This is a genomic window from Oleisolibacter albus (assembly GCF_003336875.1).
GTDB lineage: Bacteria > Pseudomonadota > Alphaproteobacteria > Azospirillales > Azospirillaceae > Niveispirillum > Niveispirillum album.
Genome location: NZ_QGNJ01000005.1, coordinates 21,622 through 44,727, shown reverse-complemented (window position 1 = coordinate 44,727; position 23,106 = coordinate 21,622). Strand labels below are relative to the sequence as shown.

The window sequence follows — 23,106 nt, the reverse complement described above, 5'->3', positions numbered from 1 at the left end:
ACCATGCCGGCCGCGATCGATGATGTGCTGATCCCCGGCCAGCCGGTGGACAAGCAGCGCCTGCGCGACTATCTGCGCGGCCGGGAGATCGCCGTGCCGCAGAGCTACGGCGGCATCCCCGACGGCGTCTCCGACTGTTCGGACGCCATCGAGGCAGCACTCGCCGCCGCCCCCACCGTGCTGCTGGTGCCGGGCACCTACCGCGTCTCGCAGCCCGTCGTGCTCGGCTACGGCCAGACCCTGATGGGGGTGGGGGAAGGCTCCGTCCTCCAGGCGCGGCCCGATCCATTCGACGGGGCGGCCCCGCTCTACAGCCAGACCGGCTGGAATGCGGTCGAGGTGGTGGATGGTTATGCGGCCATCCGCAATCTGCGCATTGTGGGCGGGGCCAGTGGCATCAAGCTGTTTGGCCGCGACGGACCCTGCGTGAAGACGGTGATCGAGAACGTCTCGATCTGGGACGCGGTGATCGGCATCGTGCTGGACGGGTACGATAATCCCGACCGCCCCTGCTACTGGAACCACATCGCCCGCGCCCTGATCGCCCGGCCGCAGCTGCACGGGGTGCTGCTGACCGTGGACTCCACCGGCGACACGCCCAATGCCAACAAGTTCCACGACGTCCGGGTCTATTCCCTGGCGGCCCCCATGTCCGGCTGCGGGTTCTTCGTCTCGGCTGGGCGATTCAACAACAGCTTCGTCGACTGCGAGGCCAACCTGCATCCGGGGGCGGAGGCCTGCTTCCGGCTCGGGTTCTCCACCGACCAGAACCTGATCGTCAACTTCTACGCCGAGAGCCTCGGCCCGGTGCCGGGCATCCGCATCGACGGCGGCTCGCAGAACACGGCCATCCTCAACCTGTTCTCCGCCACCGGCGGGGCGCCGATCTGGGACACCACCGGGGCCGGCCGCTACACCGCCTTCAACGCCGGCCATCCGGTGAAGAACCACCTGAAGCGCACCGAACTGACCGAGGCACGCATCGGGCGGCTGGAACTGGAGACCGCCTTCACCGAAGGCATGGCCAGTGTCACCCTCGATCCGGCGCGGGCCGTCCACCTGATCAGCGCCTGGACCGGGCCGGTCACCGCCGAACTGCCCGATCCGCACCCGCACAACGGCGTGGTGCTGGTGGTCAAGAAAAGCGACAGCGGCCCCCACGCCGTGACCGTCACGCAGGCCGGCGGCGGTGGCCCCGACGCCGACCCGGTCCGGCTCGGCCGGCGCGGCGACCATGTCGTCGTCGTCTCCAATGGCGCGGCCTGGCACATCATCGCCGCCCGCTACGACCGTCCCGCCGCGGTCTGGCCCAATCCCACCGGCAGCGCCTTCACCCGCAGCCTGAACGCCGACGGCTCCACCCTGGCGGACGTTCGCGCCGTGCTGCGCGCCCTGATCCTGGACCTGAAGACCGCCGGGATCCTGTCCTGAGCCCCCGACCCGAAGGAGACCCGCCCATGACCACCGCCGAATGGGCCCTGCTGGTTGCCATCGTCGCCCATGGTGCCGCCATCATGGCGGCGCTTCTGAAACTGGTCGCCTGGCGCACCGCCAAGGTGGCCGTCATCGAAGGCCGGATCGGCACCCTGGAACGCGCCGTCGACAACGACATCACCGGCCGCCGCGTGGTGGCGCAGATCGTCAACGATGTTGCGGTGATCAAGAGCGAGATTGCGGAGGTGCGGCAGGCGTTGCGACATGCTGAGCATTGATCCAATTGATCTTATGTGGAGATCTGGCGGTTGCGACGAGCAGCCCCTCATGTCTATGCTCTTCCGCGCGAGGCTCCTCTGGAGTACAGCCGACGAGCTCGATCTGCTGCCGGAGGGGTAGCCTGTCGCCGAAATGCTCTCCGACTACAGCGTGATGCGGGACCAGGCTCGGGCGCGCTCGCGTCGTTAAGAAAGCGCTTGAAGTTTAGGCCATTTTGGCCACAAATGGAGCAAATAAGGCTGCTTCGGGCGGGACATGCAAACGCTATCGGCCAGGGACGCGAAATACAATTTCGGGCGGCTGATCGACACGGCGCGGGCGGAACCCGTAACGGTCGAAAAGCACGGCCGGGCTGTCGTCGTGGTGCTGGCGGTAGAGGAATACGAGCGGCTGAAAGCAATCGAATCGGAACGGAGCGCGAAAGCGTCTCGCTCCGGCGAAAAGAAGTAAGGCGGGGCGGAATGGCTGAACAGGCGCAGAAAGACAGGTTCGTGGCGGCGCTTACAGAGCTTGGCGGCTCCGCCGGCAACGGTCGGCTGCGCGAAGCATTGGCGTGGGACGAGGCCACGTACGATGCCGTGAAAGCCGCCCTCATCGCGGAAGGGCGTGTTGCGCCGGGGCGTGGCCGGGGCGGTTCCGTATCGCTTCCCGGTGCTGTGATAGCGGCGGCGGCTGAAGCTGTTCCGGCACCTGCCCGTGCGCGACCTGTACGCGCCAATGGTAACGGCAAGGGTGGCGATCTCGGGTTCGAGGCGGAGCTGTTCAAGGCGGCCGACAAATTGCGCGGCAACATGGAGCCGTCGGACTACAAGCACGTCGCGCTCGGCCTGATCTTCCTCAAGCACATCTCCGACAGCTTCGAGGCGAAGCGAGCGGAACTGCTGGCCGAATATCCGGAAGGCGCAGAGGACCGCGACGAATACGCGGCCGACAACGTCTTTTGGGTGCCGCCCACGGCGCGCTGGTCGCATCTTCAGGCCAATGCAAAGCAGCCGTCGATCGGCAAGATGATCGACGAGGCGATGATCGCCATCGAGAAGGACAACGAAAACCTGAAGGGCGTTCTCCCGAAGGACTATGCCCGGCCCGCGCTCAACGCGGTGATGCTTGGCGAGCTGATCGACCTCATTTCGGGCATCACGCTGGGGGCGGAACGGGGCGAGGGGCGCGACGTGCTCGGCCGCGTCTATGAATATTTCCTTGGCCAGTTCGCCGGGTCTGAAGGCAAACGTGGCGGGGAGTTCTATACGCCGCGCTCGGTGGTGCGCGTGATGGTCGAGATGATCGAGCCTTATAAGGGCCGGGTCTATGATCCATGTTGCGGATCGGGCGGCATGTTCGTGCAGTCGGAGAAGTTCGTCGAACTGCACGGCGGACGCATCGGCGACATCGCCGTATATGGGCAGGAATCGAACTACACGACCTGGCGGTTGTGCAAGATGAACCTCGCTGTGCGAGGCATCGACGCAGATATCAAGTGGAACAGCGAGGGCAGTTTCCATAAGGACGAGCTGCGCGATCTGAAGGCCGATTTCATCCTCGCCAACCCGCCCTTCAATATCTCCGACTGGGGCGGAGACCGTCTGCGTGATGATGTGCGTTGGAAATACGGCATCCCGCCGGCCGGGAACGCCAACTTCGCCTGGGTGCAGCATATCGTGCACCACCTTTCGCCCTCCGGCGTGGCGGGCGTAGTGCTGGCCAACGGCTCGATGTCGTCCACGCAGAACGGCGAAGGGGAAATCCGGCGTGCGCTGATCGAGGGCGTGAACGGCGCACCCGGAGTCGTCGACTGCATGGTCGCACTGCCGGGTCAGCTCTTCTATTCGACCCAGATTCCCGTCTGTCTGTGGTTCCTCGCCCGCGACAAGTCGAACGGCGTCGCCCGCGACGCAAAGCTCCGCGACAGGCGGAATGAGGTCCTGTTCATCGATGCGCGCAAGCTCGGCCACATGGTGGACCGCACGCGCAAGGAGTTCTCCGACGCCGACATCGAAAAGATTACGCGCGCCTATCACGCCTGGCGCGGGGAAGGTGAAGCTGGCGCCTATGCGGATGTGCCGGGCTTCTGCAAGTCGGCCAGCCTGGAGGAGATCAAGGCCCACGGCTACGTACTGACGCCGGGACGGTATGTCGGAGCGGCGGATGTCGAAGAGGACGACATGCCGTTCGCTGAACGCATTTCGCTTCTCAGCAGCAAACTTGACGCGCAGTTTTCGCGCTCTGACGAGCTCAACGCGATTATTCGAGAGAAGCTTGGCTGGATTTGTGCCAATGTATGAGCTTGTTGGCCCAGACGATTGGAACGTCTCCAGTGTGTTCGATCTCGCCCACTGGAAAAACGGGCTTGCCTTCAAGAATATAGATTTTTCTGATCATGGGCGACCCGTGATCAAGATCGCCGAGCTGAAGAGCGGAGTATCGCCTCAGACCGCGCGTACGATGGCCGATTATGATCGGTCTGTCTTTGTCAAAGCTGGAGACATGCTATTTTCTTGGTCGGGCAATCCCGACACCTCGATCGACGTTTTTCGATGGGAGGGTGAAGATGGTTGGCTTAACCAGCATATTTTCAAGGTTACCGCTGGGGAAGGACTGTCTGATTCCTTCCTGTTTTTTCTTCTCAAGTGGCTGAGGCCGCGCTTTGCAGAGATTGCCAGGAACAAGCAGACTACTGGCCTTGGGCATGTAACGATCCAAGATCTCAAGCGAATGCGCGTTGCTGTTCCGGATAGTAAAGAACAAGCGAAGATCATTCAAATCATCGGTCCACTTCAGGAAAAAATTGACCTGATTAGGCAGATGAATGCTTCTCTGGAAGCGACGGCGCGGGCGATATTCAAGGAATGGTTCGTCGATTTCGGCCCGACCCGCGCGAAGGCTGAAGGCCGCGCGCCCTACCTTGCGCCGGATATCTGGTCCCTCTTCCCCGATCGCCTCGACGATGAAGGCAAACCGGAGGGGTGGCTGCCGGTGCCTTTGTCGACGTTGATCGAGGTAAACCCGTCCGAACCTTTGGCGCGCGGTAAGCATGCGCCTTATCTCGACATGGCTTCGATCCCGACCGCAGGCCCGAACCCGGCGCCTTACGTTCTTCGAGAATTTGGCTCTGGCATGCGGTTTCGGAATGGCGATGCCCTGCTAGCGCGGATCACACCGTGTCTGGAAAACGGAAAGACCGGATACGTTCAAAGCCTGCCCGATGGCGAAGTGGGGTGGGGCTCAACCGAGTTTATCGTGCTTCGCTCGCGCCCACCGATTCCAAAGCCTTTCGCCTACCTAGTGGCACGCGATCCGGTGTTTCGTGCAAATGCTATTCGGAGCATGACTGGAACATCGGGTAGGCAAAGGGCATCGAACGATGCGGTGTCTGCCTATCCCTTATTTAAGCCGGCACATGATGCGATTTGGATGAGGCTGGGCAGCATTATTGACCCGATGTTCAAGCGAATTGCTGCGAACGATGCAGAGGCGCAAACCCTCGCCGCCACCCGTGATTTGCTTCTTCCGAAGCTTATGTCGGGCGAGGTGCGCGTGAAAGACGCCGAAAAACAAGTTGGGGAGGCCACATGACACGCGCGGCCATCCGCCCTGAGATGTTGCGCTGGGCGCGGGAGCGGGCCGGCATTCATGACGTCGGCGATATGCTGGGTCGCTTCCCAAAGCTCAACGAGTGGGAAACCGGCGAGGCGCAACCGACGCTCAAGCAGCTGGAAGCCTTCGCGCAGGCTCTGCATGTGCCCATCGGCTATCTGTTCCTGCCCGAGCCCCCCGAAGAGCCTTTGCCGATCCCGGATTTCCGCACCCATGACGGGCGCGCCGTGCGGCGCGCCAGCCCCGATCTGCTCGACATGCTCTATGCCTGCCAGGAACGGCAGGGCTGGTATCGCGATTTCGCCGCTGTTGTGCGCATGCCCGAGGCAGCCTTTGTCGGCAGCGCGGCGATCTCCGACAGGCCGCAAGATGTAGCAGCCCGCATGGCCGAGACGCTCGGCTTCAATGTGGCCCATCGCGCCGCCTGCCGCACCTGGGAAGAGGCGCTGCGGCTGTTCATCGCGCAGGCGGATGCCGCCGGTGTGCTGGTGATGGTGAGCGGCGTTGTGCTGTCCAACAATCGCCGAACGCTCGACCCGGAGGAGTTTCGCGGTTTCGCGCTGGCCGACAGGCGCGCCCCGCTGGTGTTCATCAATGGTGCGGACACGAAATCCGGCCAAATGTTCACGCTCGCGCATGAGCTGGCGCATCTCTGGCTCGGCTCTTCGGCGGTGTCGGATGCCAGTGCCGCGCCGCCGGGCGGCTACCGCCGTGAGGAGGTCTGGTGCAATGCGGTTGCCGCCGAGATGTTGGTGCCGCTCGCGGCACTGCGGCCCGTGATCCAGCCAGATGAGCCCCTCGATCAAGCGATGCAGCGCCTGGCACGGCAGTTCAAGGTCAGCACACTGGTCATCCTGCGTCGGCTGCTGGACGCGGACGTGCTCGACCGCCCGGCCTTTGACCGCGCCTGGACTGAGGAGCGCGCGCGCCTGCGCGAACTTGCCCGGTCCGGCGCGGGCGGCGGGGACTTCTACCGTACGACGCTGTCGCGCGTGAGCCGCCGGTTTGCCCGCGCGCTCGTCGAAAGCACGCTGGAAGGACAGACGCTCTACCGCGATGCTTTCCGGATGCTGGGCGTCAAGAAGACGGAGACCTTCAATAATATCGGGCGTGAAGTGGGGGTCATGGGATGACCCGCTACCTTCTCGACACGAACATCTTCATTCAGGCGAAGAACCTGCATTACGGCTTCGACTTTTGCCCGGCGTTCTGGGAATGGCTGATCACACAGAACGGCACCGGCCGCGTCGCGAGCATCGACAAGGTCGGTGACGAATTGCAGGCTGGTGGCGACGATCTCTCCGATTGGACGGCCGCGCGCGGGCGTGCCTTCTTCCTGCCGCCCGATGATCCCGTTGTGCCTGCGCTCAGCCAGGTGAGCACCTGGGCGACCGGACAGAACTACGAGGCGGCGGCGATCGCGACATTCCTTCAGGTCGCCGACTACTGGCTCGTCGCGCACGCGCTGGCCCATGATTTTATCGTCGTCACGCACGAGGTGCCTTCGGATTCAACGCGCAAGATCAAGATTCCCAATGCCTGCATCGGGCTGGGTCTGACCTGCATCAGCCCCTATGAAATGCTCCGGCGTGAACGCGCCCGGTTCGTTCTCGGGCCAGCGACGAGGGCCGCATGAGCGCAGACTGGTATCCCGGCATTCGAGCCTTCTGCACACACTGGAAGCATGCGCCCATGCTCCAGCAGACCTTCGCGACGCTGGAACGGGAATTCACCGACGAGAACGACGCCTGCATTGACGCCGCCAAGGGCCTCGTCGAATGTGCCTGCCGGGTGCTGATCGAGGAACTCGACGATCCGCTTGCCCCGCTCAAGCCGGAGGCTGCCGATACGCCGCTCGGCCACCTCGTCGGCGTCGCCACGCGCCTGCTCGACCTTGGCGCGGTCCGTCATCGAGCCTTCTCGGACCTCATCAAGCAGCACAACAAACTGACGGAGACCCTCCGGGTCCTGCGCAACGAGGCCGGAACAGTGAGCCACGGCAAAGATGGCTTCATCGCCAAGCTGTCCGCCCATCACCGCCGCTCGGCCATGCTGGCCGCCGACGCGATCATCACTTTCCTGCACGAGGCTTACCTCGAGCGCGAGCCGGATCCGGTGCGCACCTTTGAACCGTACGAGCGGTTTGAAGCGTCAAACACCATCATCGACGAGTTCGCCGCGCTGAGGGCCGAAACTGACGACGAGGGCTTCCTCCAGGTGGTCGTCAGCCTGCCTGGCGGCGAAGAAGTGCCGCTTGCGATCGAACCCTCGCGCCTTCTGTTCGGCGTGGATCGGGAAGCCTACAAGCTCGTGCTGAATGCATGCCGTGAAGCCAAGGCCGCTGCGCCTCAAGATGCGGAGGTCGCCTGATGGCTTATCTTTCCGAAGCCGCTGTCGAGCAGGTCGTTCTCGATCATCTTGCCGCGCTTGGATACGCGATCACCACCGACGCCGAAATCGGCCCGGATGGAAAGGCGCCCGAGCGGGAAGCCTATGCTGATGTGGTGCTCGCCAAGCGCCTGACAGCGGCCATCGAAAAGCTCAACCCGGAGATCCCGGCAGAGGCGCGCGGTGATGCCCTGCGCAAGGTGCTGGCTACCGAGAAGCCGTCGCTCGTTGAAGAGAACCGCCGCCTGCACAAGCTGATGGTCGAGGGAGTAGATGTCGAATTTTATAGCGAGGACGGCACGATCCGTGGCGACAAGGTTCGCCTGATCGACTTCGACGATCTCACCGCGAACGACTGGCTGGCAACCGGCCAATTCACGGTGATTGAGGGCAGCATCAACCGGCGGCCGGATATCGTCGTCTTCGTTAACGGCCTGCCGCTCGGGGTGATCGAACTCAAAGCCCCCGGCGGCGAGAACGCCACGCTTGCCGGTGCTTACAACCAGCTTCAAACCTATAAGGCGCAAATCCCTTCGCTCTTCCGGACGAACGCCGTTCTTGTCACCTCGGATGGCATCACCGCGCGTGTGGGCTCGCTGACGGCCGATCAGGAGCGGTTCATGCCCTGGCGCACCACGGACGGCAAAGTCATTGCCGCGAAAGGCCAACCGGAACTCAGTATCCTGATCGAAGGTGTTTTCGATCGCCGGCGCCTGCTCGATCTCCTGCACGATTTCACGGTGTTCGGCGAGACGGGTTCCGGCCTGACAAAGATCATCGCGGGCTATCATCAATTCCATGCCGTGCGGCACGCCGTGGACAAGACCGTTGAGGCATCGGCACCCCAAGGCGACCGTAAGGTCGGGGTGATCTGGCACACACAAGGGTCCGGCAAGAGCTTGCTGATGGCGTTCTATGCCGGGCAGCTTGTGCGGCGTCCCGAGCTTGAGAACCCGACGATTGTCGTCATCACCGACCGCAACGATCTTGACGATCAGCTTTTCGGTACATTTTCCATGTGCCGCGATCTGATCCGGCAAACGCCTGTTCAGGCTGATAGCCGGGATGATCTGCAATCAGCGCTTAGCCGTGCTTCGGGCGGCGTGATCTTCACAACCATTCAAAAGTTCTCGCCGACAACCGGCGAAGCGACTTATCCGATGCTGTCGGACCGGCGGAACATCGTCGTAATCGCAGACGAAGCGCATCGCAGCCAGTATGGCTTCAAGGCGCGGATTGAACAAAAGACGGGTGAAATCGCCTATGGATTCGCGAAGTATCTGCGCGATGCTCTGCCGAACGCATCTTTCATCGGCTTCACTGGAACGCCGATCGAAAAGGACGACGTAAACACGCCTGCGGTGTTCGGCGAGTACATCGACGTTTACGACATCAGCCGGGCGGTGGAAGACGGTGCCACGGTTCCGATCTACTACGAGAGCCGCCTTGCGCGCATTGAGCTTCCCGACAAGGAAAAGCCAAAGATCGATGCCGAAATCGAGGAGCTGACCGAAGACGAGACGACTACGGAGCAGGAACGTATCAAGCGCAAATGGGCGACCGTAGAGGCGCTGGTCGGCTCGGAGAAACGGCTCGCGATGGTCGCCGCGGACCTGGTGCGGCACTTTGAAGATCGCGTTGCCGCCATGGATGGCAAGGCGATGGTGGTTTGCATGAGCCGCCGCATCTGCGTGGGGCTCTACAACCAGATCATCGCGCTTCGGCCCGATTGGCACAGCGACGATGATGCCGCGGGTACAATTAAAGTTGTGATGACCGGTTCGGCGGCCGATCCTGAGGAGTGGCAGCCGCATATCGGGACAAAGACCCGCCGCGATCTTCTCGCAAAACGGGCGAAGGACCCGAAAGACGCGCTCAAGCTTGTGATCGTGCGGGACATGTGGCTGACCGGCTTCGATGCGCCGTCGATGCACACGATGTACATCGATAAGCCGATGAAGGGGCATGGGTTGATGCAGGCGATTGCCCGCGTGAACCGGGTCTTCCGGGATAAGCCCGCTGGCCTTGTCGTAGATTACATAGGCATCGCCCAGAACCTCAAAAACGCACTCGGCCAGTATTCCGGGTCCGACCAGACTCAGGCTGGCATTGATGAAGCCGAAGCGGTTGCAGTACTGCTTGAGAAGTACGAGGTCGTTAAGGCCATGTACCATGGCTTCGACTATGAGCGCGGCTTGGCTGGCACACCGCATGAGCGCCTAGTGGTGCTCGCCGAAGCCATCGAGTGGATACTTGGCCGCCAGCACGAAGCCGCAGCGAGGGAGACCAGCGAAGAGGGCAAGCGCCGCGAGAATAGGCGCTATCAGGATGCCGTGCTTGCGCTCTCAAAAGCTTTCGCCCTGGCGTCTGCAAGCGATAAGGCCTGCGCCATCCGGGATGAGGTGGGATTCTTCCAAACTGTTCGTGCCGCCCTTGTGAAGTCCGCCGGCGGTGCAGGAACGAGCAGTGCCGATCGGGAGTTCGCAATCCAGCAGATCTTGGATCGGGCTGTCGTCTCAACGGAGATCGTGGACATTCTCGCTGCCGCCGGCATCACGACACCGGATATCTCAATCCTGTCGGACGAATTCCTTGCTGAGGTTCAGCAGCTCGAAAAGAAGAACCTGGCGCTTGAGGCCTTACGAAAGCTGCTGAACGATGAAATCCGTTCACGCAGCAAGACGAATGTCGTGGAAACCAAGCGCTTTTCCGAGCGCCTCGAAACTGCCATCGCCCGCTACCATACGAACGCGATCAGCACCGTGGAGGTGTTGCAGGAACTGATCGACCTCGCCAAAGAGGTTCGCGCAGCCCGCAGGCGGGGCGAAGATGAAGGCCTGTCGCAAGACGAGATCGCCTTCTATGACGCCCTGGCCGAAAGCGAGAGCGCGGTCGAACTGATGGGCAATAATTCCCTTAAGGTGATCGCGCACGAGCTTCTCGTCAGCCTCAAAGGCAGCGTCTCGGTGGATTGGTCACACCGCGAAAGTGCCCGGGCGCGGATGCGCGTGCTTGTGAAGCGGATTTTGCGCAAGCACGGCTACCCGCCCGATCTTCAGGACGCTGCCGTGCAAACAGTTCTTCGCCAAGCGGAAGCGCTTTCAGCGACTTGGATGCAATGATTTGAAAATCATGGAGGCTGCCAACGCATGTCGAAGCTGTGATTCTTGTTGTAAAAATCCGATCCGTTAAGGCAACATTTATTCTGTTTTATCAAATTTTGCTTTTTGCGTTGCCTGTCAGCCCAATCGAACGATCGAGAACTCATGCGAAGAGAGAGTTTGCTCCGAGTCCATCTCCCTCCGCCACTACCCCGGTACCAACCAGACCATGGGCCGCTCACGCGGCCTTTTTTGTGGCGAAAGCACCCCGTTCCAGGCCCCGCGCCCCTGGAATGCCACGGACGATGTGCGCTGCGCCGAATGGCTCCAGCGCCGCGAGATCAATGTCACGCCCCTGGTGGTCAGCCGCAGCGTGGGTGCGGTGGCCAACGACATCCGCGTCCATCCCGTCCGCGACTATCTCGACCATCTGCGTTGGGATGGCACGCCACGGCTGGAGACCTGGGCAATCCGCTATCTGGGCGCCAAGGACACGCCGCTCAACCGCGCCTTCGGGACCTGCTGGCTGATCTCCGCTATCGCCCGCATCCGGCACCCCGGTGCCAAGGTCGACCATATGCTGATCCTGGAAGGGCCGCAGGGCACCGGCAAATCCACCGCCCTGAAGATCCTGGCCGGGGAGGACTGGTTCACCGACGAACTGGCGGAGATCGGCAGCAAGGACTGCGCCCAGCAGATGCGCGGCGTCTGGATCATCGAGATCGCCGAACTGGACGCCATCGGCCGGGCCGAGGTCGAGCGCATCAAGGCTTTCCTGACCCGCACCACCGACCGCTACCGCCCGCCTTATGAACGCTACGTCATCGACGTGCCCCGGCAATGCGTCTTTGCCGGGTCGGTCAACCCCGACACCTACCTGCGCGACGAGACCGGCAACCGCCGCTTCTGGCCGCTGCGCTGCGGCCGCATCGACCTCGACGGTCTGCGCCAGGACCGCGACCAGCTTTGGGCCGAGGCGGTCGTCCGTTACCGCGACGGCGCCATCTGGTGGCTGGACGATCCCGACCTGATCGCCGCCGCCAGGGTCGGGCAGGAAGCCCGCACCCAGGGCGACGCCTGGGACGCCCGCATCGACCGCTGGCTGACCCATGAACGCCGCCGCGTCAACCGGGGCGCCCTCGGCTATGACGACTGGCGCGACGAGGAGGTCGAACGCGACCAGCCGGTCTGTGACGTATCCGTGGGTGAAATCCTGGAAGGAGCGCTGGGGATTGAAACGGGGAAGTGGTCACGCGGCGACCAGATGCGCGTGGCGGCGTATCTGAAGGCCCGGCAGTGGGAGCGGTATAAGGCGGGAAGCGGCGGACGACGGGAGTGGCGGTATTGGCGGCCGGTGTGGGCAGTCGATTGATTTGATCACGGCTTCATCCGGAAATTCGTCGTCGACGCTTGGCGATGAACAGTATGAAGGCGCATAGGATCGGCTACTTTGGGCCGCTAACCGCTGGACCGCTTTTAGGCGAGTGGGCCAGGGGAGCCGCCTTCCAATAAGGTAGCCAGTAGGGATCGTCTACATGGCTGTTGATGGCCTGCACCCGGCGGTCAACGATCAGACGGCTTTCTGTCTCAATCGACAGCTAGCCAAGCGCCCCCAACCTGATAGATTGCCAGTAAGTTTGGGAGAGGCGCGAAAATGAACCCGGTTATCAAGGCGCAAGTCGCCGAATTCACGGCGAGGGAAGACCTCGGAGACCACCCCGAAAACGAAGCATTTGAGATCTACTCGGCCTACTCCGTATTGAACGGAGGGCTTGGAGAGAGCGTCGATGCGGTCGAGGCACACCTCAAGGGCGATGAGTTCGGTATCGATGCCGTGGCTATTATAGTTCAGGGGCGCTTGGTCACAGACACGACCGACGTGGAACAAGCCATTCAAGACATCCGAAGCCCAGAGATCGACTTCTACTTCTTCCAGTCGAAGACCGGCACCTCCTTCGACTACGGCAACATATCAAAGTTTTTCGATGGTATCTTGGGATTTTTTGACGGTGGCATGAAAGGCGAGAGCCCTCAGCTTGATGATTTGATGGCAGCGAAGGACCTTCTTTACAGTAAGGCGGTGGGGCGGCGGAATCCAGGGCTTCATGCCTATTACGTTTGCACCGGAAACTACGACAAGCCATCTCGGATCGAGAAGCTGATCCAGTCGACGCAGACGCAGTGGGCCGATTTGAACATCTTCGACCCGGAAAAGCTCAACATCCACATGCTCGGAGCCAAGGAGCTTCAGAGGCTCTATCGCGCTGCGTCGAGTGCGGTTGAGGTGACGATCGACTTTCCCCGGAACGTCGTCCTGCCAAGCCACGGAAGCGTTGAGGAAGCCTACTTGGGTTACCTTACAGCAAGCGAGGTCGTGAAGCTCGTCGCGCTGCGTGATGACGATGGGATGATTACCGATATCAATAAATCGGTCTTTTTCGATAACATCCGCGACTTTGATCCAGACTCAAAGATAAATATCGACATAGCCGAGACTTTGAACAAAGGAGAAGGATCGGATTTCATTTTTCGAAATAACGGGATAACCGTAGTCGCTAAATCTATAGATAGGACTGGCGATCGCTTTCGCATAGAAGACTATCAGATCGTAAACGGTTGTCAAACCAGTAACATTATTTTCAATAACCGAGACAAAGCCGATGGCGTTAATATTCCGTTCCGTTTAATCGGAACGAAAGACGATGAATTTATATCGTCAATCATCGCTGGAACGAACCGGCAGAATTCGGTACGGGAAGAGCAATTTTGGGCGCTTCGCCCGTTCATGAAATCATTTGAAGAGTATTGCCAGTCTCTTGACGATGATCACCGTATCTTTTTTGAGCGGCGTGAAAATCAGTTCCGCGGTCAGAAGGTTGAGAAGGCTCGCATTATACAGCCATCAACCTTGATGAAAGCCGTGGCGGCAACACTTTTAAACCAGCCGAATCGCTCAGCACGAGACTATCGTGGCATTAGTGCCGAGTATCAATCCAAACTGTTCTTGGACGATCACGATGTCAGGCTTTATTATGCTGCATGTTACTTGTATTACCGTTTGGATTGCCTCTGGCGAAAACAGAAGCTGGACAATGGTCTAAAACTTTACCGTTATTATATTCTTGCCGCGATCGGTCGAAAAGTAATTGGGAACGGAGATATTTTTGCGCGCCGAAAGCAAGACATAGAGGCAATTTCGCAACGCATTGTGACCCTCGCGGACAACGAACATCGCCTGAAGGCAACGATCGAGACGGTCTACAAAGTCCTACAAAAGCGGGTCACGGCAACTGACGCAAGCACCAGGGAGAGATTGCGCGATGCAATTCGATCCGAAGCGTTCGCGAAGGCTTTCGATCACGATCTGGTCGATGAGGACATACCGATACAGTGAGGTTTCGAGGAATAAGTCTGCGGTTGGGCTAATCGTTCTTAAAATGGTCGTACTGCAAGGCATGCTGCGAACGACGGCTTTTGGGCTCGTCACTCGGGGCTCTAAACGGCGACCATGGGGCGCTAAGCAGCCGTACAAAGGGATCATAGATTCCCACCTACCGTCTGGCATCTGTCAAACGGACGTTTGGCGACCGGAAACATGGCCAACACTGTCCCGATCGCCTGCTGCGGATCGCTGTCCCAACCTCTCTGAAGCAGACCTGCGTCGTCTGCCAAGGTTGGGACAAACCCCGAGCCCCATTCCAAACTCACCCCGCCCGACATGTCCCAACCGTCCCAACCTCATCAGGAGGTTGGGACACGCTGAAAGCCTCTGAAATCCTGGCTTTGTCCCATCCGTCCCAACGGTCCCAACCTCTGGCAAAGGCAATATGGAGAGAGAAAAATCACCCATGGGATGTGGTTAATTGCCACTTATACACATAATATGACTAAAATTATTTTTGCTATAGGATGTTTGCACCCCCCGTTGGGACATGGGACGGTTGGGACCGCCGAGGGATGAGCGCAGCAAGTAAACGACCCTCTTGCACCGTCCGCCGGCCTGTGATTCCATCCTCGTGACCGAAGCCGAAGGCCCACCCATGCGTGAGCCTTCATCATGTTCCTCTTGCATTCTGTTCCGGCAGCGCCGGCCCCCAGGCCCGCCCCCAGCGGGGCCAGCCGCGTACCTCATGCCATCCTGGCCCTCGACCTGGGCACGGTGATGGGCTGGGCCTTGCGCGCCGGCGACGGCACCATCGTCTCCGGCACCGAAGCCTTCCGCCAGGACCGCTGGTCCGGCGGCGGTATGCGTTACCTGCGTTTGCGGCGTTGGCTGGGGGAGATCGCCACCACCACTGGTGGGATCGGCCTTATCGTCTATGAGGAAGTCCGCCGCCATGCCGGCACCGATGCCGCCCACGTCTATGGCGGCTTCCTCGCCACGCTGACGGCCTGGTGCGAGGACCGGACTGTCGCCTATGAGGCGGTGCCGGTGGGCACGATCAAACGCTTTGCCACAGGCAAGGGCAACGCCGGCAAACAGGCGGTGATCGCCGCCATCCGGGCGCGCGGGCTCAATCCGGCGGACGACAACGAGGCCGACGCCATCGCCCTGCTGCACTGGACCATCCAGCACCGGGCGGGAGGTGTGCCGTGAGTGAACCGCTCCGGGTTTCCCGGAGCGGTTCAGGTGGGACCGGTCTGCATCGCGCCGGGAACGACAGGGATTGCGTAAACGGCCCGGGACCCTTAGGAATGCAAATCATTCTTATTTCCTTGTGACCCTGGCGGTTCCGGCCGCCCCTGGGATGAGATGAATCCGTGCCCGCTGCCGACGCCCACACCATCCATACGCTTTATGTCGATCATCATGGCTGGCTGCAGGGCTGGTTGCGCCGCCGTCTGGGCAATGCCGCCGATGCGGCCGATCTGGCACATGAAACCTTTCTGCGGCTGATCGCCTCGCGCGATGCCTTGATCGGGCTGCAGGAACCGCGCGCCTATCTCACCACCACCGCCCGCCATCTGCTGATCGACCGGTCTCGTCGCCAGGTGATCGAACAGGCCTATCTGGCGGAGCTGGCCCTGCTGGCGGAAACACTGCCGCATTATCCGTCCCCGGCCGAGATCATGGCGGCCGTGGAGGCCCTGTCCCAGATCACCCGGGCGCTGGACAATGTGCCGCCGCGTGCCCGGGAAGCCTTCCTGCGCCATTATCTGGAACAGCAGACCCAGGCGGATATCGCGCGGGCGCTGGGGGTTTCCAAGCGGATGGTGCAGAAGTATCTGGCCCAGGCCCTGCTGTGCTGCCACCTCCATTGCCCGGCCCTGGCGGAGCATGGGCTGTGACCGGGGCTGATCCCATCCTGGAGCAGGCCGCCGCCTGGATCGTGCGCCTGGGCGATGACGATCCGGCGGAACGGGCCGAGGCGGAGCGCGATTTCGTCCGCTGGAAAGCCGCCGATCCGCGCCATGCCGCGGCGGCCGCGCGGATCGACGGGCTGCTGGGCCGGGTCCGGGCCTTGAGCGGCCCGGCCACCGCCCGTCCGGCTCTGGCGGCGCTGGCCGCCGCCGCAAAGCCGCGCGCTGCGCGTCCGCTGGCGGCGGGAGCCGCCCTGCTGCTGCTTCTGTGCCTGCCGGTGTGGGCGGCCCTTTCCCTCTGGCCGCCCGCCTATCTGCTGGCCGATCTGCGCACCGGCACCGGCCAATGGGAAAGCCGCGAACTGGCGGACGGAACCCGCATCACCCTGTCCGCCAACAGCGCCGTCAACCTGCATTACGATGCCACCAGCCGCCGTCTGGAACTGGTCAGCGGCGACATCCTGGTGGATGTGGCCAAGGATGCCGCCCGGCCCTTCCTGGTGGACACCGCGCATGGCCGCATCCGTGCCCTGGGCACCCGCTTTACCGTGGACCGGCGGGACGGGGAGACGGTGGTGGAAATGCTGGACTCCAGCACCAGCATCACCGCCCGCGGGCAGCCCGCGGGAGAGGCCCCGCTGACCATCACCGCCGGCCAGTCCGCCCGCATCACCGCGGCGGGCGTCACCCGGGGCGCCCCGGTGGATCCGGCCAGCCTGGCCGATGCCTGGACGCGGCACCAGCTGGTGGTCAGCGACCGGCCGCTGGCCGAGGTGCTGGATGAGCTGTCCCGCCACCGGCCCGGCCGCATCCTCTACGACCGGGACCAGATCGCCGGCCTGCGCGTCAGCGCCGTGCTGCCGCTGGATGACACCGACCGGGCCTTGCGTCTGCTGCGCAGCAGTTTCCCCGCCCTGCGCCTGCGCACGCTCACCCCGTATCTGGTGCTGGTGGACGCACCGCCATGATGGGAGCCACGGTCCAGCCGCGCGGAAAAATTCTCACCGTCCCGGTTCCACTTTTTCCACCTCGCTCGTCAACCGCTGGGAGAGAGCAACGGATTGGGAAAGAGGAACCCTCCATTATGCATGTCCCGCGTCTTTACCGGCTGGCGCTGGCCGGCGGCACCGCCCTGGCCAGCCTGACCGCCCTTGCTCCCGTGGTTGCCCGTGCCCAGACGGCGCAGCAGGGTGTCAGCTATGATATTCCGGCTGGACCGCTGGCCCAGGTGCTGAACCGCTTCGCCCAGCAGGCCGGCGTGTCCATCGCCGTGGATGCCGGCCAGATCCAGGGGCTGCAGAGCCCGGGGCTGCGCGGGGCCTATGGTGTGGATGAGGGGTTCACCCAGCTGCTGCGCGGCAGCGGCTTCCGCATCGGCCGCACCGCCAGCGGCTACACGCTGATGCCGGGGGAAGCGCCGCCCGACACGGGCGCCGTCCTGCTGCCGACGCTGCGCATCGAAGGCGACACCGAGCGGACGGCGCTGACGCAAGGCACGGGGTCCTACACCGCCGGTCCCATGCGCAGCGCCACCGGCCTGTCGCTGACCATGCGGGAAACGCCGCAGACGGTGGCCGTGCTGTCGCGCCAGCGGCTGGACGACCAGCACATCACGACCGTCGAGGATGCGATGGTGAATTCGCCCGGCATCGTCTTCAAGAAGAAGGCGACGGCGGACGACAATGAGAAGGGCCTGTTCGCCCGCAACATGGAAATCACCAACATGCTGGTGGACGGGGTCCCCCTGCACAAGGACTTCAAAGCCTTGAGCATGGATACCGCCCTGTATGACCGGATCGAGATCGTGCGCGGCTCCACCGGCCTGATGAGCGGCAATGGCAACCCCGCCGCGTCCATCAATCTGGTGCGCAAGAAGCCGACGGCCAGTTTCCAGGCAGAGGCCAAGGCCAGCATCGGGTCCTGGAGCAAAAAGCGCCTGGAACTGGATGCCGGTGGCCCGGTCACCGACAGCGGGACCGTGCGCGCCAGGATCGTGGGGGCATGGGAGGATGGGGATTCCTATGTCGACCGGCTGGAGGCGGACTCCCGCCTGCTCTATGGCGTGGTGGAACTGACCCTGTCGGAACGCACCCTGCTGACCCTCAGCGGTGAATATCAGCGCAAGCACTGCACGGCCTGTTCCTATTTCGGCTTTCCCGGCGTCTTCGCCAACGGGTCGCACACCGATTTCCCTGTTTCCTACAATTCCGCCACGAACTGGAGCCGGCAAACCCGCACGCGCTACAATTTCGCCGGCACGCTGGAGCATGAATTCGCCGGCGACTGGCAGGGAGCCGTCACCCTGACCCGCACAGGCGATGACAACGACCGCACCTATGGCTGGTTCAGCGACAATGGGCTGGCCGATCCGGCAACCGGGGCGGGGGCTTCGCTGTGGGTGGCGAAATGGCCCATCCCGAAGACGCAGACGGCGCTGGATGCCAGCCTCTCCGGCCCTGTGGAGCTGTTCGGCCGCCAGCACGACCTGTCGGTCGGTCTCAACCTGTCGCGTACGCGGGCCAACTACACCATGTATCCGCTCTGGACCGTGCCCGGCTATGACGCCTCCGTGCCCGACATCTTCACCTGGGACGGCAACAAGCCGGAGCCGGTGTGGGAAACGTCGGGCAAGCGCTATTTCCTGGAAAAGCAGGCATCGCTCTATGGTGCCGCCCGGCTGCGCCCCACGGACACGCTGTCCGTCATCCTGGGCAGCCGTCTCACCTGGTTCGACCAGAATGCCTCCTACGATTATGTGCAATGGGGTCCCTATCCCGACGACATGAAGGAGAATGGCAAGGTTATCCCCTATGTCGGCGTCGTGCAGGACCTGACCGACACGATCTCCGTCTATGCCAGCTACACCAGCATCTTCCAGCCGCAGCAGAATCAGGATGTCAGCGGCAAGGTGTTGGATCCGCTGGTGGGGGACACGTATGAGGCCGGCGTGAAGGGCGCCTTCTTCAAGGACGCGCTCAATGCCAGCCTGGCCCTGTTCAAAAGCCTGCAGGACAATTACGCCGTCGTGGACGGCAGCAACATGGCCCCCAATGGCGATTCCGCCTACGTGGCGGCCGATGGCGCCCGCATCAAGGGCGTGGAAATCGACCTGTCGGGGGAACTGCTGCCGGATTGGCAGATGCAGGCCAGCTACACCTATGCCAAGCCGGACCTGCCGGAGGGCTTCGACCTCAATGTCGGTCTGCCGCGCCATGTCGCCAAGCTGTTCACCGCCTATCGTCTGCCCGGGGCGTGGGACGGCCTGACCCTAGGCGGCGGTGCCCGCTGGGAAAGCCGCAGCCGCTTCGTGGCCAGGGGCAACTTCGCGACACCGGTCTACTCCGAGCAGAAGAACTTCATCATCCTGGATGTGATGGCGAAGTACGACGTCAATGATGCGCTGACCGCCAGTCTGAACATCAACAATCTTCTGGATAAGAAATATTATTCCAGCACCAATGTTTACAGCAATTTCTACGGTGAACCCCGTCAGATCTCCGTATCCCTGAGCTATCGGTTCTGAGGAGGCCCATGCGTATCACCGGCCATCATCCCCTCTGGCATCCCCTCTGGCACCCCGTCTTGCGGATCGCGGCTGCCGTCCTGGGTGGCTACGCCTTCACCTGGGGCTTTATCGCCTTCGGTATGGCGTCGCTGTTCGCCCTTGGCATGCCGTTCCATGATGCCGAACACCTGACGGCCATCATCGGCGTCGCCGTCTATCTGGCGCTGTTGCTGTGGGCCTTCGCGGCCCGCAGTCTGGTCCGGGTCTGGATCGTGGCGGCAGGCGGGGCGGGGCTGATGGCCGGTGCCGCCAGCCTGATCCAGAACCATCTCACCTGATCCGGAGCCCCCATGTTCCAGAGCGTCCGCCTCTCCATGGCCTGGCTGCACACCTGGTTCGGTCTGGTGCTGGGCTTCGTGCTGATGGTCGTCTTCTTCTTCGGCGCCCTGTCGGTGTTCGACCGGGAGATCGACCGCTGGGCCGTGCCGCAATCGCGCTTCGAGCCCCAGCCGATGCCCAGTTTCGACATGGTGCTGCGCCCGGTGTTCGAGAGCATGCAGCCGACGCGGGAGGCCATCGCCGACATGGCCCCCCGCGTCAACGGCCCGATGCCGCAGACCTACACGGCCATTGATCGCATGGGGGCCTATACCACCCACCGCGACCCGGTGCTGGAACTGTTCATCGGCTTCGATGTGCCCGGTGCGAAGGACCCGGAGGAGGCCCTCTGGGCCTATCGCACCATCGACCCGCGCACGGGCGCCAGCCTGCCGGATGACCGGCTGAAGATCGGCAGTGAATTCTTCTATCCGCTGCATTACAGCCTGAACCTGCACTGGCGTGATGCCGGCACCTGGATCGTCGGCGCGGCCGCCATGGCGATGCTGGCGGCGCTGGTCAGCGGTGTGGTGATGCACCGCAAGATCTTCCGGGAATTCTTCACCTTCCGGCCGGACAAGACCATCCAGCGCAGTGTACTGGATCTGCACAATCTCACGGGCGTCGTGGCCCTGCCGTTCCATTTCTTCTTTGCCTTCACCGGATTGGTGATCTTCGCCGGCATCTATTTCCCTGTCGGCCACACCCAGCTGGACCCGCTGCACCAGCTGAGCGAGCGGCTGGAAGCGGCGGAGACCGGTCTGCCGCATGAGCGGGCGGGTGTGCCGGCCCCCATCGCCTCGGTCGATGCCATGGTGGCGGAGGCGCAGCGCCGCTGGCACGCCCGGGGCATGGCCGGCGAGGTCGGATTCCTGACTCTGCAGCATGTGGGCGATGCCAACGGCTATGTCAGCGTCTACCGCGCCGGCACCGACCGCATCGCCCTGACCGGCGAAGGCATCCATTTCAAGGCCTCCACCGGGGAACTGTTGCGCGAAGATCCTGCCCCTGGCGCCGTCGGCAGCGTGAACGAGTTCCTGACCGGCCTGCATCTCCAGCATTTCCGCCATTGGCTGCTGCGCTGGCTTTATGTGCTGGGCGGGCTGACCGGGTGTGTCTGCATCGCCACCGGCTTCATCTTCTTTGTGGAGAAGCGCAAGCGCCAGCACGCCAAGCAGGGCATCCAGGGCGCCCGGCTGGTGGATGCCCTGGCCGTGACCACGGTGACGGGCATGGTGGTGGCCACCCTGTGCCTGCTGATCGCCAACAAGCTGTTGCCCGACGCCTTGCCCGGGGGGTGGCCGCCGCGGGGGGATCTGGAACGATACGCCTTCTGGGGGGGCTGGCTGCTGGCCTTCGTCCATGCGCTGCTGCGCAGCGCGCCGGTGGCGGCGGGGCGCCTGTCCCCGGCCTGGGCGGAACAGTGCCGGGCCATTGCCCTGCTGGCGCCGCTGGCCGTGCTGCTGAACTGGATCATGACCGGCGATCATCTGCTGCGCACGCTGGCGGCGCATTACTGGCCGGTGGCGGGGTTGGATCTCTGCCTGCTGGCCAGTGCCGCCCTGGCGCTGCTGGCCGCCCGCCGGCTGAAACGGCGGGCCTCGGCCGCTCCCGCCCTCGACACCGTCAAGACCGGGGTCACCCATGCCTGAGATCATGATGTTGGCTGCCGCCATGCTGGCCAGCGCTGCGGGCATGGGCTGGCTGGCCCTGGCGATGGAACCGCATTGGGGTCAGGTCTTCGGCGGCCGTGCCCGGCGCCGTGGCACCATCCGGGGCCTGCGTCTGGCCGGCGGGTTGGCGCTGGTCCTGTCGCTCTGTCTCTGCCTGGGGGCCGATCACCCGTCGATGGCGGCCCTGGTCTGGATCATGACCCTGGCCGCCGCCGCCCTGACCATCACCTTCACCCTGTCCTGGCGGCCGGCCAGCCTGCGCTGGCTGCTGCCCGGCGGCTGAGAGGACGCCCCGGGATGGGGCGGGTGCAGGTCAGCGGTTGCGCCAGCGGGCGGCCATCAGCGGATCCCACATGGCGGCGGTCGCCGACATGACCAGATCTGCCCCCAGGGCCAGGCGGTCATCGATGTCCTGTTCCGTCATCACGCCGCCGACACTGACCACGGCGTACTGCGCGTGCAGCCTGTCGCGGATGCGGATCAGGCGGGCGGTCATCCCGGCGCCGACGCCGCGGATGGCGGCACCGCATACGCCGCTTTTCAGCCGTCCGTCGCCCGGCAGGGCCTGCTGCCCCGCGGCATCGACGATCCGCAGCGGCACCGTGTTGATGGCGGCGATGCCGTCCACGAAAGGGAGGTTGGCGCGGACGACGGCGGTCAACTGCTCCTCGGGCAGGGCGCCGATCTTGATGAGCAGCGGGGTATCGCCGATGGCCTCCTTGATCCGCTGCGTGACGGCGGCTGACGTGACGGCATCGCCATAAAGCGCGCCTTCGCTGCTGACCACGTTGGGGCAGGAGAAATTGGCTTCGATCACGCGGGCGCCGGCCGCCTTCGCCAGCGCCGCCGTATGGGCGAAATCGGCGGCAAGATCGCGGCCCTCGGCACCCGGCGTGCCGACGATGCTGACGATCAGCAACTGGCCCGGTCCCATGGCGGCATCCGCGGCACGGACATCGGCCTGCCATTCCGCCGGCGGCTTGCTGGGCATGCCGAACGAATTGGTGATGCTGAGGTCGGTCAGCGCGTCCGGCGCCGGCGCCGTGCGCCGGAGCGACAGCGCATCCTCCTCCCGCAACGGATCGGCGGGGATGAACAGGCAGTTGGGGGCCGGGTGGCAGGCCCGTTCGACACTGCGCACCGTCTTGTAGACGGGGATGTCCCAGCCCAGGCGGGCATAGAGGGAGACATAGGCGCTGTTCAGCAGCGGCCCGGCAGGGACGCCGATGGGGCTGTTCAGCCGGTGGCCGAGAAAGGAGATCGTCCGGCGCGGGGGAGCCAGCACCGGCTCGGGGCCGCTGAAGGCCGGGCCGGCCGCGTAATTCTCGTCGTAGCTCTTGGCGACGTCGTAGGTGGGGGCGGGCAGCGGCATGTCGGCGGGGTCTCCAAACGGCCTGACCGATGGGCGTCCGCGCGACGGGCGGCCCTGACCGGCGGCAACCATGCTGCCGTT

At 63.2% G+C, this 23,106-nt stretch carries 19 protein-coding genes; 18 read left to right on the top strand and 1 reads right to left on the bottom strand.

What is annotated here, in order from left to right; translation table 11 throughout:
* Positions 1-3 precede the first annotated feature (3 nt).
* The 18 genes from DK368_RS08430 to DK368_RS08345 all read left to right on the top strand — a co-directional run bounded on the left by DK368_RS08430 (position 4) and on the right by DK368_RS08345 (position 21,936).
* Entirely contained in the window at positions 4-1,431 is a 1,428-nt protein-coding gene (locus DK368_RS08430) for a glycosyl hydrolase family 28-related protein (RefSeq protein WP_114393508.1), read from the top strand.
* Between the two features lie 26 nt (positions 1,432-1,457).
* Positions 1,458-1,712, top strand: a complete 255-nt coding sequence (locus tag DK368_RS08425) for a hypothetical protein (protein WP_114393507.1) — start codon at positions 1,458-1,460, stop codon at positions 1,710-1,712.
* Positions 1,713-1,968: 256 nt separating this feature from the next.
* Entirely contained in the window at positions 1,969-2,163 is a 195-nt protein-coding gene (locus tag DK368_RS08420; protein ID WP_114393506.1) for a type II toxin-antitoxin system Phd/YefM family antitoxin, read from the top strand.
* Positions 2,164-2,174: 11 nt separating this feature from the next.
* Positions 2,175-3,995, top strand: a complete 1,821-nt coding sequence (locus DK368_RS08415; protein WP_114393505.1) for a class I SAM-dependent DNA methyltransferase — start codon at positions 2,175-2,177, stop codon at positions 3,993-3,995.
* Positions 3,988-5,286: a restriction endonuclease subunit S gene (locus tag DK368_RS08410; protein ID WP_114393504.1), complete on the top strand. Its 1,299-nt coding sequence runs from the start codon at positions 3,988-3,990 to the stop codon at positions 5,284-5,286. Before DK368_RS08415 ends, DK368_RS08410 begins: the two co-directional genes overlap by 8 nt.
* The gene (locus DK368_RS08405; protein WP_114393503.1) at positions 5,283-6,440 is read left to right on the top strand and encodes an XRE family transcriptional regulator; all 1,158 of its coding nucleotides are present in this window, start codon (positions 5,283-5,285) and stop codon (positions 6,438-6,440) included. Before DK368_RS08410 ends, DK368_RS08405 begins: the two co-directional genes overlap by 4 nt.
* On the top strand, positions 6,437-6,943 hold the full coding sequence (locus DK368_RS08400; protein WP_114393502.1) for a DUF4411 family protein: 507 nt from the start codon (positions 6,437-6,439) through the stop codon (positions 6,941-6,943). Before DK368_RS08405 ends, DK368_RS08400 begins: the two co-directional genes overlap by 4 nt.
* A gap of 56 nt (positions 6,944-6,999) precedes the next feature.
* Positions 7,000-7,677 carry an abortive infection family protein gene (locus DK368_RS08395; RefSeq protein ID WP_205028106.1) on the top strand — a complete coding sequence of 226 codons (678 nt, stop codon included), beginning with the start codon at positions 7,000-7,002 and terminating at the stop codon, positions 7,675-7,677.
* Positions 7,677-10,817, top strand: coding sequence for a type I restriction endonuclease subunit R (locus DK368_RS08390; protein WP_114393500.1), 3,141 nt, complete (start codon positions 7,677-7,679; stop codon positions 10,815-10,817). Before DK368_RS08395 ends, DK368_RS08390 begins: the two co-directional genes overlap by 1 nt.
* Positions 10,818-11,025: 208 nt before the next feature.
* Positions 11,026-12,168, top strand: a complete 1,143-nt coding sequence (locus tag DK368_RS08385) for a virulence-associated E family protein (protein WP_240002404.1) — start codon at positions 11,026-11,028, stop codon at positions 12,166-12,168.
* A 282-nt stretch (positions 12,169-12,450) separates the two neighbouring features.
* Positions 12,451-14,190 carry an AIPR family protein gene (locus DK368_RS08380; protein WP_114393499.1) on the top strand — a complete coding sequence of 580 codons (1,740 nt, stop codon included), beginning with the start codon at positions 12,451-12,453 and terminating at the stop codon, positions 14,188-14,190.
* Between the two features lie 663 nt (positions 14,191-14,853).
* Positions 14,854-15,393 (top strand): hypothetical protein, encoded by a 540-nt coding sequence (locus tag DK368_RS08375; protein ID WP_420818892.1) that lies wholly within the window; start codon positions 14,854-14,856, stop codon positions 15,391-15,393.
* 164 nt (positions 15,394-15,557) lie between these two features.
* Positions 15,558-16,085: a sigma-70 family RNA polymerase sigma factor gene (locus DK368_RS08370; protein WP_114393498.1), complete on the top strand. Its 528-nt coding sequence runs from the start codon at positions 15,558-15,560 to the stop codon at positions 16,083-16,085.
* Positions 16,082-17,065: a FecR family protein gene (locus tag DK368_RS08365; RefSeq protein ID WP_114393497.1), complete on the top strand. Its 984-nt coding sequence runs from the start codon at positions 16,082-16,084 to the stop codon at positions 17,063-17,065. Before DK368_RS08370 ends, DK368_RS08365 begins: the two co-directional genes overlap by 4 nt.
* Before the next feature lie 116 nt (positions 17,066-17,181).
* Positions 17,182-19,620 carry a TonB-dependent siderophore receptor gene (locus DK368_RS08360; RefSeq protein WP_114393496.1) on the top strand — a complete coding sequence of 813 codons (2,439 nt, stop codon included), beginning with the start codon at positions 17,182-17,184 and terminating at the stop codon, positions 19,618-19,620.
* Between the two features lie 8 nt (positions 19,621-19,628).
* Positions 19,629-19,940, top strand: a complete 312-nt coding sequence (locus tag DK368_RS08355; RefSeq protein ID WP_114393495.1) for an iron uptake protein — start codon at positions 19,629-19,631, stop codon at positions 19,938-19,940.
* Between the two features lie 12 nt (positions 19,941-19,952).
* Positions 19,953-21,632 carry a PepSY-associated TM helix domain-containing protein gene (locus tag DK368_RS08350; RefSeq protein WP_114393494.1) on the top strand — a complete coding sequence of 560 codons (1,680 nt, stop codon included), beginning with the start codon at positions 19,953-19,955 and terminating at the stop codon, positions 21,630-21,632.
* Positions 21,625-21,936 carry a DUF3325 domain-containing protein gene (locus DK368_RS08345; RefSeq protein ID WP_114393493.1) on the top strand — a complete coding sequence of 104 codons (312 nt, stop codon included), beginning with the start codon at positions 21,625-21,627 and terminating at the stop codon, positions 21,934-21,936. The genes DK368_RS08350 and DK368_RS08345 overlap by 8 nt, the downstream gene beginning before the upstream one ends.
* A gap of 30 nt (positions 21,937-21,966) precedes the next feature.
* Here the strand turns inward: DK368_RS08345 and DK368_RS08340 are convergent, their stop codons facing one another.
* Positions 21,967-23,025, bottom strand: coding sequence for a beta/alpha barrel domain-containing protein (locus tag DK368_RS08340; protein ID WP_162305938.1), 1,059 nt, complete (start codon positions 23,023-23,025; stop codon positions 21,967-21,969).
* Positions 23,026-23,106 lie beyond the last annotated feature (81 nt).